The organism is Cellulosimicrobium sp. KWT-B (genome assembly GCF_002127155.1).
Taxonomy (GTDB): domain Bacteria; phylum Actinomycetota; class Actinomycetes; order Actinomycetales; family Cellulomonadaceae; genus Cellulosimicrobium; species Cellulosimicrobium funkei.
Genome location: NZ_NEDO01000002.1, coordinates 134,121 through 149,960 on the forward strand (window position 1 = coordinate 134,121; position 15,840 = coordinate 149,960).

The 15,840-nt window shown below is 75.6% G+C and carries 16 protein-coding genes and 1 riboswitch; of the genes, 9 read left to right on the top strand and 7 right to left on the bottom strand.

The window, feature by feature from the left end:
* Positions 1-99: 99 nt before the first annotated feature.
* Entirely contained in the window at positions 100-399 is a 300-nt protein-coding gene (locus B9L22_RS06820) for a Dabb family protein (protein WP_086149786.1), read from the bottom strand.
* Between the two features lie 23 nt (positions 400-422).
* Here B9L22_RS06820 and B9L22_RS06825 point away from each other — a divergent pair, with 23 nt between their 5' ends.
* The gene (locus B9L22_RS06825) at positions 423-1,316 is read left to right on the top strand and encodes an LLM class flavin-dependent oxidoreductase (protein WP_086149787.1); all 894 of its coding nucleotides are present in this window, start codon (positions 423-425) and stop codon (positions 1,314-1,316) included.
* A gap of 31 nt (positions 1,317-1,347) precedes the next feature.
* Here B9L22_RS06825 and B9L22_RS06830 read toward each other — a convergent pair whose 3' ends face one another.
* Positions 1,348-1,644, bottom strand: coding sequence for a hypothetical protein (locus B9L22_RS06830; protein ID WP_086149788.1), 297 nt, complete (start codon positions 1,642-1,644; stop codon positions 1,348-1,350).
* Between the two features lie 136 nt (positions 1,645-1,780).
* On the opposite strand from B9L22_RS06830, the gene B9L22_RS19950 reads away from it, so the two are divergent.
* Positions 1,781-1,981 carry a DUF2510 domain-containing protein gene (locus B9L22_RS19950; protein WP_021482786.1) on the top strand — a complete coding sequence of 67 codons (201 nt, stop codon included), beginning with the start codon at positions 1,781-1,783 and terminating at the stop codon, positions 1,979-1,981.
* 36 nt (positions 1,982-2,017) lie between these two features.
* On the opposite strand, the gene B9L22_RS06840 is transcribed toward B9L22_RS19950, so the two are convergent.
* A complete protein-coding gene (locus tag B9L22_RS06840; protein WP_086149790.1) occupies positions 2,018-2,617 on the bottom strand; it encodes a dihydrofolate reductase family protein in 600 nt (199 codons plus the stop codon).
* 102 nt (positions 2,618-2,719) lie between these two features.
* A complete protein-coding gene (locus tag B9L22_RS06845) occupies positions 2,720-4,567 on the bottom strand; it encodes an ABC transporter ATP-binding protein (RefSeq protein ID WP_233139834.1) in 1,848 nt (615 codons plus the stop codon).
* Positions 4,568-4,709: 142 nt separating this feature from the next.
* On the opposite strand from B9L22_RS06845, the gene B9L22_RS06850 reads away from it, so the two are divergent.
* The 3 genes from B9L22_RS06850 to B9L22_RS20200 all read left to right on the top strand — a co-directional run bounded on the left by B9L22_RS06850 (position 4,710) and on the right by B9L22_RS20200 (position 6,127).
* Positions 4,710-5,345: a TetR/AcrR family transcriptional regulator gene (locus B9L22_RS06850; protein ID WP_086149792.1), complete on the top strand. Its 636-nt coding sequence runs from the start codon at positions 4,710-4,712 to the stop codon at positions 5,343-5,345.
* Entirely contained in the window at positions 5,342-5,629 is a 288-nt protein-coding gene (locus tag B9L22_RS06855; protein WP_232322700.1) for a hypothetical protein, read from the top strand. The genes B9L22_RS06850 and B9L22_RS06855 overlap by 4 nt, the downstream gene beginning before the upstream one ends.
* A 237-nt stretch (positions 5,630-5,866) precedes the next feature.
* The gene (locus B9L22_RS20200; RefSeq protein WP_086149793.1) at positions 5,867-6,127 is read left to right on the top strand and encodes a hypothetical protein; all 261 of its coding nucleotides are present in this window, start codon (positions 5,867-5,869) and stop codon (positions 6,125-6,127) included.
* A gap of 43 nt (positions 6,128-6,170) precedes the next feature.
* Here B9L22_RS20200 and B9L22_RS06865 read toward each other — a convergent pair whose 3' ends face one another.
* The 3 genes from B9L22_RS06865 to B9L22_RS06875 all read right to left on the bottom strand — a co-directional run bounded on the left by B9L22_RS06865 (position 6,171) and on the right by B9L22_RS06875 (position 11,121).
* The gene (locus B9L22_RS06865; RefSeq protein WP_086149794.1) at positions 6,171-8,903 is read right to left on the bottom strand and encodes a polynucleotide kinase-phosphatase; all 2,733 of its coding nucleotides are present in this window, start codon (positions 8,901-8,903) and stop codon (positions 6,171-6,173) included.
* On the bottom strand, positions 8,900-10,468 hold the full coding sequence (locus B9L22_RS06870) for a 3' terminal RNA ribose 2'-O-methyltransferase Hen1 (protein WP_086150189.1): 1,569 nt from the start codon (positions 10,466-10,468) through the stop codon (positions 8,900-8,902). Before B9L22_RS06870 ends, B9L22_RS06865 begins: the two co-directional genes overlap by 4 nt.
* A 191-nt stretch (positions 10,469-10,659) precedes the next feature.
* On the bottom strand, positions 10,660-11,121 hold the full coding sequence (locus tag B9L22_RS06875; protein WP_086149795.1) for an MOSC domain-containing protein: 462 nt from the start codon (positions 11,119-11,121) through the stop codon (positions 10,660-10,662).
* Between the two features lie 84 nt (positions 11,122-11,205).
* Here B9L22_RS06875 and B9L22_RS06880 point away from each other — a divergent pair, with 84 nt between their 5' ends.
* From B9L22_RS06880 to B9L22_RS06895, 4 genes are all read left to right on the top strand, one after another.
* The gene (locus tag B9L22_RS06880; protein ID WP_086149796.1) at positions 11,206-11,964 is read left to right on the top strand and encodes a TetR/AcrR family transcriptional regulator; all 759 of its coding nucleotides are present in this window, start codon (positions 11,206-11,208) and stop codon (positions 11,962-11,964) included.
* Between the two features lie 106 nt (positions 11,965-12,070).
* A riboswitch (FMN riboswitch) is annotated at positions 12,071-12,196 on the top strand.
* Between the two features lie 149 nt (positions 12,197-12,345).
* The gene (pnuC, locus tag B9L22_RS06885; RefSeq protein ID WP_086149797.1) at positions 12,346-13,056 is read left to right on the top strand and encodes a nicotinamide riboside transporter PnuC; all 711 of its coding nucleotides are present in this window, start codon (positions 12,346-12,348) and stop codon (positions 13,054-13,056) included.
* 164 nt (positions 13,057-13,220) lie between these two features.
* Positions 13,221-14,462, top strand: coding sequence for an acyl-CoA dehydrogenase family protein (locus B9L22_RS06890; protein ID WP_043652250.1), 1,242 nt, complete (start codon positions 13,221-13,223; stop codon positions 14,460-14,462).
* 115 nt (positions 14,463-14,577) lie between these two features.
* Complete coding sequence (locus B9L22_RS06895; RefSeq protein WP_086149798.1) at positions 14,578-15,810, top strand: acetyl-CoA C-acyltransferase; 1,233 nt, start codon at positions 14,578-14,580, stop codon at positions 15,808-15,810.
* The last annotated feature ends 30 nt before the right edge of the window (positions 15,811-15,840 follow it).

Consider the following 15,840-nt stretch of genomic DNA (forward strand, 5'->3'; position numbering starts at 1 on the left):
GCTCCGCGAGGTAGGACGTGCGGTCGCGAAAGAGGACGCGCGGAGCTCTACCTCGCGCCCGGCCGTCCTATCTCGCCGACCACGACGGAGGCGGTGCGCTCAGTCCGCCAGAGGGACGAGGTCGAGCTCCTGGAACTCCGCGACCTCGGGGACCCACCGCTCGGCGACGAAGCGGCGGTGGTCCGGGTGGGCGTCGTACGCGGCGTACGCGGCGTCGTCGTCGAACACCATGGAGAACTGGAACGTCAGCGGGCTCTTCGGGCTCACCTGGCGCGAGACGGTGAAGTCCCGGACGCCCGGGACCCCGGTGAGCGTCGCGCGGGCGGTGCCGAGGAACTCGGCCTCCTCCGCGCTGCCGGTGGGGTGGACGAGGCGGAAGGCGACGGTGTGCTGGATCACTCCCCCACCCTAGGCTGGCGACCATGCGCGTGAGCACCGTGATCCTGCCGATCTACCCGTGGGGCGAGGGCCGGGACGTGTGGCGGTCCGCCGACGACCTCGGGTTCCACGCCGCCTACACGTACGACCACCTGTCGTGGCGGTCGTTCCGCGACGGCCCCTGGTTCGGCGCGGTCCCGACGCTCGCCGCCGCGGCGGGCGTCACCGAGCGGGTGCGGCTGGGCACGCTCGTGTCGTCGCCGAACTTCCGCGAGCCGGTGACGTTCGCGAAGGACGTCATGACGCTCGACGACCTGTCGGGCGGGCGCGTGACCGTCGGCCTGGGCGCGGGGACGACGGGCTTCGACGCGACGGTCCTCGGCGGCGAGCCGTGGTCGGCCCGGGAGCGCGCCGACCGGCTGCGCGACTTCACGATCCTGCTCGACCGCCTGCTCACCGAGCCCACCGTCACGCACGACGAGGGTCACTACCGGGCCCACGAGGCGCGGACCATCCCCGGGCCGGTCCAGTCGCCCCGGGTGCCGTTCGCCATCGCCGCGACCGGCCCGCGCGGGCTGCGGCTGGCCGCGCGCTACGGGCAGGCGTGGGTGACGACGGGCGACGGCCGCCTCGGGGACGACGCGACCCCGGCGCAGTCGCGGGCCGCCGTCCGCGACCAGGTGGAGCGGCTCGACGCGGCGTGCCGCGACGCCGGTCGCGACCCGGGGTCGGTGGAGCGCATCCTGCTCACGGGCTTCACTCCCGACCCCGCGCTGGAGTCGGTCGACGCGTTCGTCGAGACGGCGCACGGGTACGCGGAGGCCGGCATCACGGAGATCGTCGTCCACCGGCCCATCCCGGGAAGCCAGTTCGCGGCCGACGAGCGCGTGTTCGAGCAGATCGCGACCGACGGCGCCGCGCAGGTCGCCGGGCTGTAGGGCGCGCGCCGTCACGCCTCGGGGTGACGGGCTAGAACAGGACGTCGAGCACGAACCGGACCGGGGCGGTCATCGTCTCCCACAGCACACGCCCGGCCGACCTCTGCTCGAGGCGCGCCAGGCGTGCGGAGAAGACGGCGGCGGCGATCCCCCCGAGGACCGCGGCACCCAGGCAGACGCCCACGAGCCACGGCGGCAGGTCGACCAGGTAGCCGACGAGCGACAGCACGGCGGCGACCCCGCCCAGCACGAGGCTGACCACGAGGCCCCACGCCCCGACGGGGTCGAGCTCTGGGCCGCTGGGCGGCGCCTCGGGGGTGTTCTCCACGCGCACAGTGTGCCGCACCTCCGGCACGTCCTCCCGCTCGGGTGGAACCTCTCGGGGCGTCGCTGCGTGTCAGAGACAGAGGGCCCGCGACACATGTCGTGCGAGGGCTCACCGGACCGGGACGCGAGGAGGCGACGTGCGCAAGGCACCGGCGGGGTGGTACGCGGACGCACCGGGCTCGGGGAGCGAGCGCTGGTACGACGGCGCGGCGTGGACCGACCGGACGCGCGAGCGCCGGGCGCGCGACGACGTCGGGCCGTGGCGGCGGGTCGTCGTGCTCGGATCGGTGGTCGTGCTGGTCGTCGCGGCGCCGCTCCTCCTCGCCGTGCTCGGCTGAGTCCCCTGCCGGGAGAGCCGCCCGCCGGGAGACGCGTCAACCGAGCGGCCCCCGCACGCGGTAGGTCACGTGGGTCACCTGGGACGCCGCCCGCACGGTGACGGTCTCGAGCGCGAGGGGCGGGACGCCGTCGAGCACGCGGTCGCCGTGGCCGAGGACCTGGGGCACGACGTGCAGCCGGAGCTCGTCGAGCAGCCCCGCCGCGATCACCTGGTTGATGGTCGCGGCCCCGCCCGCGATCGCGACGTCCCGGTCCCCCGCGGCCTCCCGCGCCTGCGCGACGGCTGACCCGACGCCGTCGGTGACGAAGAAGAACGTCGTCCCGCCCTCGAGGACGAGCGGCTCGCGCGGGTGGTGCGTGAGCACGAACACCGGCGCGTGGTACGGCGGCTCCGGGCCCCACCAGCCCTGCCAGTCCGGGTCCCACTCCCCTCGCCCGGGCGTGAACATGTTCCTGCCCATGACGAACGCCCCCGCGTCGACGATCGCCGCGATCTCGGCCGCGTTCTCGTCGGCGGTCTCGACCATCCACCGGTGCAGGTCCACGCCCGCGCCGAACGGGTGCTCCAGCGTCTGGTCGGGGCGCGAGGAGTACCCGTCCACCGACACCGCCACGTCGCACGTCACGTTCCCCATGCCGCCCTCACCCTCCGCGGTCCGCGTGCGCCGCGACCGCCGTCGTCCGTCCTGACGACACGTCCGACCGCGGGCGGGCGCGGAACTCATCGCCGCACCGGGTCAGCGCGGTGCGGGGGCCTCCTCGGTGGCGATGCGGAGGGCGGCGACGAGCTCGCGGTAGAGCTCGTCGGTCGCGAGGAGCTGGGGGTGCGTGCCGCGCGCGCGGACGCGGCCGTCCTCCATGACGAGGATGACGTCGGCGTCGATGACCGTGGACAGGCGGTGCGCGATGGTCACGACGGCGCGGTCGCGGGCCAGGTCCTCGATGACGGCGTGCACGGCCGCCTCGGTGAGCCCGTCGACCTGGGCGGTGGCCTCGTCGAGGAGCAGCACGTCGGGCGCGTGCAGGACGGCGCGCGCGAGGGCGACGCGCTGGCGCTCGCCGCCCGAGACGGTCGTCCCGACGAGCGACGTGTCGAGGCCGTCGGGCAGCGAGCGCACCTTGGCGTCGAGCCGCACCTGCGCGAGCGCCGCCCACATCGCCTCCTCGGTCGCGGCGGGGTCCGAGAGGCGCAGGTTCTCGCGGATGGTGCCCGGCACGACGGGGGTCTCCTGCTCGACGTACGCGAAGCGGCGCCGCACGTCGTCGAACGTGAGGTCGTCGTAGGGCACGCCATCGAGGAGGATCCGCCCCGACTCGGGCTGGAGGAAGCGCAGCAGGAGCGAGAAGGTCGTGGTCTTGCCCGCCCCGGACGGGCCGACGATCGCGACCTGCCCGCGCGGGGGCACGTCGAGGTCGAGGTCGCGCACCACGGGCTCGCCGCCCGGCAGGTAGCGCGCGGTGACGCCGCGCAGCGACAGCCGCGGCGCGTCGTGCGGGGCCGCCGTGCCCGACGCCGCGCCCGCCCCGGCCGGACGACGCGCGGCAGGGTCGTCGTCCTCCTCCGGCTCGATGGCCTGGACCTCGCGGATCCGCCCCGCGGCCGCGATGCCGGCCTGGAGCTGGGTGACGTTCATGGTCAGGCCCGTGACGGGCTCGACGATCTGGAACGCGTAGAGCAGGAACGCGACGAGGCTCGACACGGCCAGCAGCCCCTGGTCCACGCGCCAGGCGCCGAGCGCGAGGATGACGATGATCGCGAGCTGGATGCCGCCCCCGGCGATGCTCCAGGCGACCGCCTCGGTCCGCACGGCCCGCACGCTGTGGCGCGCGGAGTCCTGCGCGTCGTCGAGCACGCGGTCGATCTGGCGGCCCTCCGCGCGGCTCGCCTTGATGGTGCGGATCGCGCGCAGCCCGCCCTCGAGCGTGCCGCCCAGGCTGCCGAGCGACTCCTGCGCCTTCTCCTGCGCCTTCGCGATGCGGGGCATGAGGGCGCCCACGAGGACGCCGATGACGACGATCGCCCCGAGCGTCGTGCCGAGCAGGACGAGGTCGAGCACGCCCATGAGGACGACCGTCCCGACGAGGGACACCGCCAGGTTCACGAGGTTGACCAGGCTCGACGACGCCGCCTCGCGCAGCAGCACCGTGTCCGATGTGACGCGCGTGACGAGCTCGCCCGTCGGGCGGCCGGTGAGCGCGCCGATCCGCGCGCGGAAGAAGCGCCGCACCATGGACGACCGCGCGTCGAGCACCACGCGCTCGGCGAGCGTGCCGAGCAGGACCCACTGCCACAGCCCGAGCACGAGCCCGACGACGAGCAGCCCGACGAGCGTGAGCACGGCCGGGGTCAGCGACTCCCCCGTGCCGAGCGTGTCGAGCACCCACTTGGTGACCATCGGCGTCGCGAGGGTGGCGGCCGTCGTCCCGAGACCGAGCACGAGGCCGAGCAGCAGGGTCCGGCGGTGCGGGCGGACGAACTGCCACAGCACCGCGAGGCGCGGGAGGAACGGGCCCCGCGGGGTGGCGTCGCGAGGAGCGGGCGGGGCCTCGGGCGTGGTAGCGGTCGGGGACATGTCGTCAACCATGGTTGACATCCTCTCTCGTGTCAACCGTCGTTGACGCGGCGCGGGCGGTCGCGCGCCGGAGCGCTCGACGCCCCTAGTGGAACACTAGTGTTCCATCCGTGACAAGCGGCGTTCCTTCACGGCGCGGGCTATCGTGGGCCGCGTGACGGCACGAACGAGCGCGCGGAGCACCCCCGCGGCCACGCCCTCCGGAGCGACTCCCGACGCGCCGCCCACGAGCGGCACCCGCACCCGGACCCGCCGCGCGATCCTCGACGCGGCCGTCTCGGTGCTCAGCACGGACAAGTCCGCGTCGCTCGGCGACGTCGCGCAGGCTGCCCAGGTGGGCCGCACGACCCTGCACCGCTACTTCCCCGAGCGTGCCGACCTCGTCGAGGCGATCGGTGCCGAGACCGTCGAGCGCACGCGCGCGGCGATCGCCGCCGCGCGGCTCGACGACGGGCCCCCGGCCGCGGCGCTGCGCCGCCTCGCCTTCGAGTACTTCGACCTCGGCCCCTGGTACATGGTGCTGTTCACCGAGCTCGCCGACGCCGAGTCCGCGTTCTGGGCCGAGTCCGAGCAGGCCGAGGAGCCGGTGCGGGAGCTGCTGCGCCGCGGGCAGGAGGCCGGCGTCGTCGACGACCAGCTCAGCGTGGCGTGGATCGTCCGCACCCTGTGGTGGATGCTCTTCAACGCGTGGTCCATGGCCGACGACGGCGAGATCTCGCGCGCCGACGCGCTCCGCATGGCCGTCCGCAGCATCGAGGGCGTCGCCCTCACGCGCGAGGCCCGCGCATGAGCGTCAGCCCGGGGCCGGCACCCCGCCCCGGCCTCGGCGAGCGGCTGCGCCGCTGGTGGCAGCGGGCCGACGACGTCCGGAGCGGCGTGCGCTGGGCGAGCGTCGCGACCGTGCTCGGCGGGATCGTCGTCGCGGTCGTGTGCCTCGTGCTGGTGCTGCGCGGCCGGGTGTGGGCGTGGGTCCCGCTGGTGGTCGCGGCGGCCGTCGCGCTGCGCGAGGTCCGCTACCTGCAGCGCGCCGCCCGGGGCGGCCGGCCCCGGTACCAGGAGAACGCCCCGCGCTGACCGCCGGGCGGTCGCTCGTGCGGGCCGTCGCGCGGTCGGCCGTGGGGTCGGCCGTGCGGTCGGCGGTGCGAGGGCGTGCACCTCGCGGGCCACGAGGACCACGCGCTCGTCATCCGGAGGTCGCACCCCGGTAGGCCGCAGGATCCACCGGACGGGCGACGCGCCCGGGGTGCGCCGCGGGGAAGACTGGCCGTACGGCGCCGGTCAGCGGCGCCGGCCAACCTCCGGAGGCGCACCGTGACCCCCACCCCCGCCCGGGACACCGCGTTCCCCACCCACGACGGCGCACCCGAGCAGCCGTCCGCCCGCGCGGCAGCGCGCGGCCTGCGCTTCACCGCGCGCCGCGCGTCCCGGGCCCGACGGCGGGGCGCGGCCCCCGCGCGTCGGCCCGCCGTCCCCCCGGTCGAGCGGGCGAACGGCTGGGTCGTCGCGCTGGCCGTCGCCGCCGGCGCGGTGCTCTTCTCGACCCTCGCGATGAAGGCGTTCCTCGGCGGCTGACGCACCCCTGCCCCCACGACGCCCGCAGCGCGGCCGAGGCGCCTCAGAGCCGCGGGTCGACCGGCTCCGACTCCAGCGCCAGCACCGCGAACACCGGTTCGTGGACGCGCCACGTCGGCTCGCCGCGCGCGACCCGGTCCAGCGCCTCCAGGCCGAGCGCGTACTCCCGCAGCGCGAGCGAGCGCTTGCGCCCCAGCGACCGCTCGCGGAGGCGCTCGAGGTTGCGCTCCTCGGTGTACTCGGGGCCGTAGATGATGCGCAGGTACTCACGACCGCGGACCTTGAGGCCGGGCTGGACGAGTCCGCCGCCCTTGCCCGGCGCCCCCTGCCGCCGCACGAGGTTGGCGAGCGGCTTGACGACCATGCCCTCTCCCCCGGCCGCCGTCAGGTCCTCCCACCACGCCGTGCCCTCGGCGCGCGACGCCTCGTCGGCGAGGTCCACGACCACGCGCCGCGTCGCCCGGAACAGCGCCGGGTCCGCGGCGACGAGCGCGTCAGCGACGCCGAGGTGCCACAGGTGGTCACGGTCGGCGTACGTCGCTCCGGTGACCTCCGGCGAGCCCGGTCGCCCGGCCGTCCCGCTCGCGAGCACCTGGAACGGGGCGACCTGGACGCCGTGCAGCGGGTCGGCGCCGCCGCCCCCACCGTCGCCGACCGCGCCCGTGTCCCAGCGGTAGCGCCGGTACGCCTCCACGAAGAGCTCGGCGTCGGTCGCGCGCCGCGCCGTCCGACGGCGCAGCTCGCCCACGTCGACGCCCCGCGCCTCCGCCGCGGCGAGAGCCGCGAGCGCCGCGGGCATGACGGCGCGCGCGGCCGCGCCGACGCTCGCGTACTGGTCGCGCAGGAGCTGGTCGGCCTTGAGCGACCACGGCAGGACCTCGGCGTCGAGCAGGACCCAGTCGGCACCGAGCGCGTCCCACGTCCCGGCCGCGTCGAGGGCCGCGGCGACCCGCGCGAGGAGGAGCTCCGTCGTCGGGCCGTCGAGGAACGACCGCCCGGTGCGGGTGTGGACGGCGCCGGGCGCCTCGATGCCGAACCGCTCCGCGACGACGCGGGAGCCGCCCGGCCCCGAGTCGCGCGCGACGAGCAGGACGGCGCGCGACCCCATGTGCTTCTCCTCGCACACCACGCGGTCGACGCCGTCGCGCGCGTACGCGGCGAACGCCCCGTCGGGGTGCTCGAGCAGGCCGGGCAGCGTCGAGGTCGCGACCGGGCTCATCGTCGGCGGCAGGTGGAGCAGCAGGCGCGGGTCGACGGCGAACCGGCTCATCACCTCGAGCGCCCCCGCCGCCTGCTCCTCGCCCACGGTCACGCGCCCGTGCGTCGCCGTCTCGACGCCGCGGCGCCCGAGCACGTCCGTGACGCTCAGCAAGTCGTCCGCGCGCGCGGACGACCCGGGACCGGTCGCGCCATCGGGCAGGAAGGGGCGCGCGGGCGCGTAGTACTCGCGCGCGGCGGGCACCTGCACGACCTCCTTCTCGGGGTAGCGCAGCGCGGACAGCTTCCCGCCGAAGACGCACCCGGTGTCGAGGCACATCGTGTTGTTGACCCACTCGGCCTCGGGCGTGGGCGTGTGCCCGTAGAGGACCATGGTGCGTCCGCGGTAGTCGTCGGCCCACGGGTAGCGCACGGGCAGGCCGAACTCGTCCGTCTCGCCGGTCGTGTCGCCGTACAGCGCGAAGCTGCGCACGCGGCCCGACGCGCGGCCCTGGTAGGACTCCTTGAGCCCGGCGTGCGCGACCACGAGGCGACCGTCGTCGAGCACGAGGTGGGACACGAGGTCACGGCAGAACGCCTCGACCTCGCGCCGGAACTGCTCGGGCTCCGCGGCGAGCTGGGCGAGCGTCGTCTCGAGGCCGTGGGAGACCTTCACGTCGCGCCCGCCGAGCGCGCGCACGAGCTTGTGCTCGTGGTTGCCCGGCACCGCGAGCGCGTGCCCCGCGCGGACCATGCCCATCGCGAGCCGCAGCACGCCCGGGGAGTCGGGCCCGCGGTCGACGAGGTCGCCGAGGAAGATCGCGCGCCGGCCCTCGGGGTGCACGGCGTCGACCGGCCGGCCGGCGTCGTCGCGCACGACGGCGTAGCCCAGCACCCCGAGCAGCGCCACCAGCTCGTCGAGGCAGCCGTGCACGTCGCCGATCGCGTCGAACGGACCGTGCTCGTCGCGACGGTCGGTGAGCAGGGGCGTGCGCACGACCTGGGCCGCCGCCACCTCGTCCTCGCCGCGCAGCACGTGCACGGTGCGGAAGCCCTCGCGCTGGAGGGTCTTCAGCGACGACCGCAGCGCCGCGCGCTGGCGCTTGACGACGTGCGCGCCGAACCCGCGGTCCGGTCGCGCCGCGTTCCGCTCCACCGCCACCTTCTCCGGCACGTCGAGGACGATCGCGACGGGCAGGACGTCGTGCGCGCGGGCGAGCGCGACGAGAGACCCGCGGGCCTCGCGCTGCACGTTCGTCGCGTCGACGACCGTGAGCAGGTTCGCCTCCAGCCGCTTGGACACGATGGTCTCCAGGACCTCGAACGCCGCGCGCGTGGCCGCCTGGTCGTTCTCGTCGTTCGACACGAGCCCGCGGCACACGTCCGACGACACCGTCTCGTACGGCCCGAAGTGCTCGCGCGCAAAGGTCGACTTCCCCGAGCCGGACACGCCGACGAGCACCACGAGGCTCGACGCGGGCACGCGCAGCTCGCGCGTCGTGCTCGGGGTCGAGGTCGAGGTCGCGGTCGGCGTCGCGCCCGTGGTCGGGCTCGCGCTCTCGGTCGCCTGCCCGGTCATCGGGCCTCCTCCGTGGTCCGTGCCGGGGCCGGGGCCGCCGGGGTCTCGGGCGACGCCGCGTCCCCGACGAGGGTCAGCACCGCCATCTGGGTGGGCGCCCCGACGTCGGGGGCGAGCGGGCCGACGTCGCGCAGCTCGACCGCGTACCCGTAGCGCTCCCCCGCCGCGGCCGCCCACGCGCGCAGCTCCGCCCGCGTCCACTCGAAGCGGTGGTCGGGGTGGCGCACGCGCCCGCCGCCGGGGCCGTCCAGCAGGTTCGGGTAGTGGACGTTGTACTCGGCGTTCGGCGTCGTCACGACGACGGTCCGCGGCCGGGCGTGGCCCAGCACCGCGGCCGTGAGCGCGTCGAGGCGCGACGGGTCGACGTGCTCGACGACCTCCATGAGCACCGCGGCGTCGAACCCCGCCACCCGGTCGTCCACGTACGTGAGCGACGACTGCACGAGCCGCACCCGCTCCCGCTCGGCGTCGCTCGCCTCGTGCAGGCGCAGGCGCACCGCCGCCCGCTCGAGCTCGCGCGCCGACACGTCGGTCCCGAGCACGCGCGTGAAGGTCCGGTCCGCGGCGAGGCGACGCAGGAGCGCGCCCTCGCCGCACCCGAGGTCGACGACGGTCCGTGCCCCGGCGTCGTGCAGGGCCGCGAGCACCGCGTCGGCCCGCTGCCGCGCGAGCGGCGGCTCGGGCGTGCCGTCGGCGTCGCCCGCCGTGACGGCGCCGGTCCCCGTCATGGCGCCCTGCGGGCCGACGTCGGACGACGGGGCGCCGACCGGCATACCGGCAGCGGGTGCGGCGTCCTCCTCGGGGACGTCCCCGTCGAGCGCGGCGAGACGCGCGGTGGCGTCCTCCACGTAGCGACGCTGGTGCGCGAGGTAGCGGCGCAGGATCTGCGCACGCTCCGGGTGGTCCGCGAGCCAGCCGCCGCCCGCGCGCACGAGCTTGTCCACCTCGTCGGTCGAGACCCAGTAGTGCTTCGCGTCGTCGAGCACGGGCAGCAGCACGTAGAGCTGCGCGAGCGCGTCCGCGAGCCGGCGGGTGCCGCGCAGGCGCAGGTCAACGTAGCGCGACGCGCCCCACGTCGGCACCGTCGGGTCGAGCGGCTCCGCCGTCGCCGTGACGCTCCAGCCCAGCGGCTCGAACAGCCGGCGTGCGAGGTCCGCACCGCCGCGGCACGGGAGGGACGGCACGTGCACGTCGAGCGGGATCGGGGCGTCCGCGAGCGCCGGTCGTGCGTCGCACCGGCCGCTCATCGCCGTCGCGAACACCTTGCCGAGCGCGACCGCGACCATCGACGACGCGGCGTACGGGCGGTCGTTCACGTACTGCGCGAGCGCGAACGCGTCGCCGCCGCCGAACCGCTTGTTCCGCACGATCCCCACCGGGTCGACCTCGAGCAGGAGCGCGGCCTCGCACCGCTGCGCCGTCGCCTCGGGGTAGAAGACGTGCGCGCGGCCGACGGGCAGGTCGAACACCTGCGCCCGGTCCGGGTGCTTGTGCAGCAGGAAGCCGAGGTCGGTGGCGTCGTCGAGCGTCCCGGGGGACGCCGTCGCGGCGAGGGTCACGAGCATGGCCGCCATGGTGCCACCCGGCGGGGCCCACGGCACCGGGTTTGTGGACGACCGTCGGAGCTGTGGACGGAGGTCGTCTCACCCGCCCCAGCCGTCGACGCGGGCGCCGCCACGGGTCTACCGTCGAAGCACGGGCGCCGCTGCCGACGGCACGCGCCCGGCCACCGTCGGGCCGGAGGCCGCCCCGGGGCTCAGGCCCCGCCGGCGGCCGCCGCGTCCCACACCACGACGTCGCCCGCCCGGACCGTGCCGGACGACAGCAGACGGCACACGACGCCGCCCCGCGCGTGCATCGCGCGCATCGCGCCGGGTGCGATCCAGTCGTCGAGCAGGCGGCACGGCGCGGCGATCCGCAGCACCTGGAGCTCGACGTCCCCGATCCGCAGGAACGAGCCCGGCTTCGTGGGCAGGTCGCCGTGGGTGAGCGCGACGTTGCGACGGGTGAGGCCGGGATCGATCTCCTGCCCGAGGTCCGCCGAGGCGGCGGCCAGGTCGGTGAGCGTCTGGATCGTCACGTGCCGGTGCTTCGACCCGTGGTACCGGTCGCCGACGAGGCCCTTGCCCTCCTCGGCCTCGACCGACGCGACGACCCGCGTCGGCAGCCGACGGGCCTTCGCGACGTGGATCGCGTGCACGCGAGGCTGGTCCGGCATGGCCCCAGCCTCGCACCCGGCGCCACCCCAGGGCCACCGCCCCCGGGCCGGGCGAGCGCCGGGTACCGGTGTACCGTCCGGTGCATGACCGACGTCCGTAGCCGCACCCATGCCCAGGCCGTCGACGCAGCGATCGAGCTCTTCACCCGCAAGGGGTACGAGCAGACGACCGTCGAGGAGATCGCCGACGCCGCCCAGGTCAGCCGCGCCACCTTCTTCCGCCGCTACGGGTCCAAGGAGGACGTGGTCTTCGCGGACCACGAGCTCCTGCTCGACGAGGTCGTCGTCATGCTCGCCGCGACGCGGCCCGTGCCCGACGCCGAGGGGCACCTCACGCCCGACCCGACGGTCGACCCGTACCTCGAGGTGTGCCGCGCGGCGCGGCTGGTGTTCGACCACCACGTCGGGCAGCGTGAGACGTCCCTGGCCCGCTGGCAGCTCCTCCAGCAGGTGCCGGCGCTGCGCGACCGCGAGCTCGTGACGACCCACCGCTACGAGCGCGCGTTCACCGCGTACCTGCGCGACGCGCTCCCGCCGGACGAGCGCCGCTCGACGGCGTCGATCGCGTTCGCGGCGTCCGTCGTCGCCGTGCACAACGCGCTCCTGCGCCGGTGGCTGCGCTCCCCCGAGCAGGACCTGCGCCCCCAGCTCGAGGAGGCGTTCGCGGACCTGCGGCGCGCCGCCGTCGGCCGGTACGCCGCGCCCGACGCCGCCGCCCAGGAGCGCAACGGGGACGGCGTGCCCGCGGCGCGCCGCGTCGTCGTGACCGTGGTGGACGCCGACGCGGACGCGCAGGGCGTCGCGGACGACGTCGCGCGCGCCGTCCGCGACGCCCTGGCCTGACCCCTCCCGCCCCGCCCCGTGTTCCAGTCCGTGGGACGGTGCGGGACGAGTCCCGTGCCCGGGGAATGCGCGAGTAGCATCGGCGGTTGCAGAACGCAGTACGCACGAACGTGCTCCGGGGTCGGTGCAATTCCGAGCCGGCGGTGACAGTCCGCGACCCGCGCCCACGCGCGGTTGACCTGGTGGAACTCCAGGACCGACGGTGACAGTCCGGATGGGAGGAAGCACGTGCGGCGCGGCCGTCCTCGGCCGGGCTCTCGCGAGCCCGCGCGACGGGGCACGGTCTCGCCGTGGTGAGCGACGCCGTCGGGCCCTCGTGGCCCGGCCCCGCCGCCCGCCCTCACCCCGGAGCGCCCGTGCCCGGGAGGACGAGGACATCCGATGGACCTGATCCACGCGCTGTTCGACGCGCAGCTGACGATCGGCGACCAGCACCTGCTGTGGCGCGAGATCGTGGGCAACGGATTCGGCCTGGCGTCGGCGCTGGGCGGCATGCGGCGCAAGGTGTGGGCGTGGCCGGTGGGCATCGTCGGCAACCTGCTGCTGCTCACGGTGTTCCTCGGCGCGGTGTTCGCGACGCCCAACCCCGTCAACCTGCTCGGCCAGGCCGGTCGCCAGGCCATGTTCGTCGTCGTGTCGGTCTACGGGTGGGTGCAGTGGCGCAGGACCCAGGCGCGGCTCGGTGACGCCGACGCGGACAGCCACGGCGTCGCCGTCGTGCCGCGCTGGGCGTCGTGGCGCCAGCGCGTGTTCCTCGTCGTCGCGCTCGTCGGCGGCACGGCGCTGCTGACCCCGGTGTTCCGCGCGCTCGAGTCGTACGAGCCCGTCTGGGCCGACGCGTGGATATTCATGGGCTCGCTGCTCGCGACGTACGGCATGGCGAAGGGCTGGGTCGAGTTCTGGCTCATCTGGGTCGCCGTGGACGTCGTGGGCGTGCCCCTGCTGATCTCGGCCGGCTTCTACGCGTCCGCGTTCATGTACGTGTTCTACGGCGCGTTCACGCTCGTCGGGTTCTTCGTGTGGTGGCGCGTCAACCGCCGCGCGGCCGCCGCTGCCGAGGCGGACGCCGCGGCGGCGGGCGCCCCCGCCTGACCCGCCGGTCACCCGGCCCACCCACCCCGATACCCCGTCTCGATTGACTGAGACGGGGTATCGCTGCACTATGGGAGGGACCGCCGCCGACGCCGGGCCCGCACCCCGGGCAAGCGCGTCGAGGACGGTCGACCGACCGCAGCCGCCCTCCCAGGGGAGCACCGATGCCCACCACCCCGATCATGCCCGGCGTCACCGAGCCCACCTACGACCTCGCGACCCCGCTCGACCTCGACTACGCCGGCGCGTTCGCCGACGCGACCGAGGAGGACCGCGCCCACCTGCAGCGCGTCCGGCAGTTCGTCCAGGACGAGGTGCTGCCCGTCATCGACGACTACTGGGAGCGCGCCGAGGTCCCGTTCGACCTCGTCAAGCGCATGGGCGAGCTCGACCTGCTGCGCGACGGCGTCGACGTCGACGGTCGTCCGCACGTGAGCCAGCTCGCCGCCGGCCTCGCCGCCATGGAGATGTCGCGCGGCGACGGCTCCGTCGCGACGATCTGCGGCGTCCAGGGCGGTCTCGCGCTGCGCAGCATCCAGATGCTCGGCTCCGACGAGCAGCGGGCGAAGTACGCCGAGCCCATGGCGCGCGGGGAGATCCTCGGCGCGTTCGCGCTCACCGAGCCCACCCACGGCTCGGACTCCGTCTCGCTCGAGACGACGGCGCGCAAGGAGACGCGCGACGGCGTCGAGGGCTACGTGCTGAACGGCGAGAAGAAGTGGATCGGCAACGGGTCGTCGGGCCACGTCACGGTCGTGTGGGCGCGCCTCGTCGGCGACGACGGCGATGGTCAGGTCCACGGGTTCGTCGTGCCGCAGGACACCCCGGGCTACACGGGCACGACCATCACCGGCAAGGTCTCGCTCCGCGCGATCTGGCAGGCGCACGTCGTGCTCGACGACGTGTTCGTCCCCGCCGAGAACGCCTTGCCGGGCGCGCGGTCGTTCAAGGACACCTCGCGCGTGCTCTTCGCGACGCGCCTCGGGGTGGCGTGGGCCGCCGTCGGGCACGCGGTCGCGTGCTACGAGGCCGCGGTCGCGTACGCGAAGCAGCGCGTCCAGTTCGGGCGCCCGCTCGCCGCGAACCAGATGGTGCAGGAGCGCCTCACCCGGATGCTCTCGACGATCACGCAGCTCCAGCTCCTCGTCGCGCAGATGACGCGGCTCGACGAGGCGGGGACGCTCACCGGCCCGCAGGCGTCGCTCGCGAAGTACACGTGCACCCGCGGGGCGCGCGAGGTCGCGGCGAGCGCGCGCGACCTGCTCGGCGGCAACGGGATCCTGCTCCAGAACCGCGTCGCGCGGCACTTCGCCGACATCGAGGCCCTGCACACGTACGAGGGCACCGAGTCGGTCCAGGCGCTCATCGTCGGGCGCGACATCACGGGCGTCTCCGCGTTCGTCTGACGGTCCCGAGGGCGCACGCCCTCCCCCTGCTCCCCGGCGCCGCTCGCCCCTCCTCGCGGCGCCGGGGCTCCTTCCTGTTCGCCCCGTCTCCTCGCCCTCCCCGGATCGGAGTCCCATGAGCACCGACGCCAGCCCCCTGCCCGACGCCGCCGCCGTCACCCCCGAGGACGAGGTCACCCCGGTCCTCCTGCACGGCGCGCGCACCCCGTTCGCGCGCTTCCGCGGCGCGCTCGCCTCGCTCTCGGCGGCCGAGCTCGGCGCGCACGCGATCCGCGGCGCGCTCGCGGCCGCGGGCGTCGCGCCGGAGCAGGTCGACACGGTGATCGTCGGGCAGGTCGTGCAGGCGGGCGCCAAGCAGGGCCCCGCGCGCCAGGCCGCGATCCTCGCGGGCCTCGGCTGGGACGTGCCCACCGTGACGATCAACAAGCTGTGCCTCTCGGGCCTCACCGCGATCATCGACGCGGCCCGGCTGGTCCGCACGGGCGAGGCGAGCGTCGTCGTCGCGGGTGGCCAGGAGTCCATGACGAACGCGCCGCACCTCGTCGTCGGGTCGCGCTCCGGGTTCGCGTTCGGGGACGTCACGATGGCCGACTCGCTCACGCACGACGGCCTGAACGACCCGTTCAGCGGCGAGGTCATGGGCGAGCTCACGGACCGCGGCTGCACGACGCGCGGCATCGGCCGCCCGGAGCAGGACGCGTTCGCGCTGCGCTCGCACCAGCGGGCCGCCGCGGCGCGCGACGCCGGGCGCCTCGCCGAGGAGATCGCCCCCGTCGAGGTGCCGCAGCGGCGGGGCGAGCCGGTCGTCGTCGAGCACGACGAGGGCGTGCGTGCCGACACGACGCTCGAGGCCCTGGAGCGCCTGCGCCCGGCCTTCGTGCGGGACGGGACCATCACCGCCGGGTCGAGCTCGCCCCTGTCCGACGGCGCGGCGGCGGTCGTCGTCGCGAGCCGCGCCTTCGCGAAGCGCAACGGCCTGCCGTGGCTCGCCGAGATCGGTGCGGCGGGGCAGGTCGCGGGACCCGACAACTCGCTGCACTCCCAGCCGGCGCGGGCCATCGAGGCCGCCGTGAAGCGCGAGGGGATCGCCGCGGCGGACCTCGACCTCGTGGAGATCAACGAGGCGTTCGCCGCCGTCGCGCTCCAGTCCGTCGCGGACCTCGGCATCGACGCGGACGTCGTCAACGCCGACGGCGGCGCCATCGCGCTCGGCCACCCGGTCGGCGCGTCGGGCGCTCGGCTCGCGCTGCACCTCGCGCTCGCGCTCCGTCGCCGCGGGGGCGGCGTCGGTGCCGCGGCGCTGTGCGGCGGCGGCGGTCAGGGGGACGCGCTCGTGCTGCGCGTCTGACCCTCCGGACGGGCCCGTCGGGGCTCCGCC

Bases quoted from the DNA above. Each gene is read 5' to 3' on its own strand.
- B9L22_RS06880 (WP_086149796.1), top strand. From the start codon at position 11,206: ATGACCGACGTCCGTAGCCGCACCCATGCCCAGGCCGTCGACGCAGCG.
- B9L22_RS06890 (WP_043652250.1), top strand. From the start codon at position 13,221: ATGCCCACCACCCCGATCATGCCCGGCGTCACCGAGCCCACCTACGAC.
- B9L22_RS06855 (WP_232322700.1), top strand. From the start codon at position 5,342: ATGAGCGTCAGCCCGGGGCCGGCACCCCGCCCCGGCCTCGGCGAGCGG.
- B9L22_RS06875 (WP_086149795.1), bottom strand. From the start codon at position 11,121: ATGCCGGACCAGCCTCGCGTGCACGCGATCCACGTCGCGAAGGCCCGT.
- B9L22_RS06845 (WP_233139834.1), bottom strand. From the start codon at position 4,567: ATGGTTGACGACATGTCCCCGACCGCTACCACGCCCGAGGCCCCGCCC.
- B9L22_RS06895 (WP_086149798.1), top strand. From the start codon at position 14,578: ATGAGCACCGACGCCAGCCCCCTGCCCGACGCCGCCGCCGTCACCCCC.
- pnuC (WP_086149797.1), top strand. From the start codon at position 12,346: ATGGACCTGATCCACGCGCTGTTCGACGCGCAGCTGACGATCGGCGAC.
- B9L22_RS06825 (WP_086149787.1), top strand. From the start codon at position 423: ATGCGCGTGAGCACCGTGATCCTGCCGATCTACCCGTGGGGCGAGGGC.
- B9L22_RS06865 (WP_086149794.1), bottom strand. From the start codon at position 8,903: ATGACCGGGCAGGCGACCGAGAGCGCGAGCCCGACCACGGGCGCGACG.
- B9L22_RS06870 (WP_086150189.1), bottom strand. From the start codon at position 10,468: ATGCTCGTGACCCTCGCCGCGACGGCGTCCCCCGGGACGCTCGACGAC.
- B9L22_RS06840 (WP_086149790.1), bottom strand. From the start codon at position 2,617: ATGGGGAACGTGACGTGCGACGTGGCGGTGTCGGTGGACGGGTACTCC.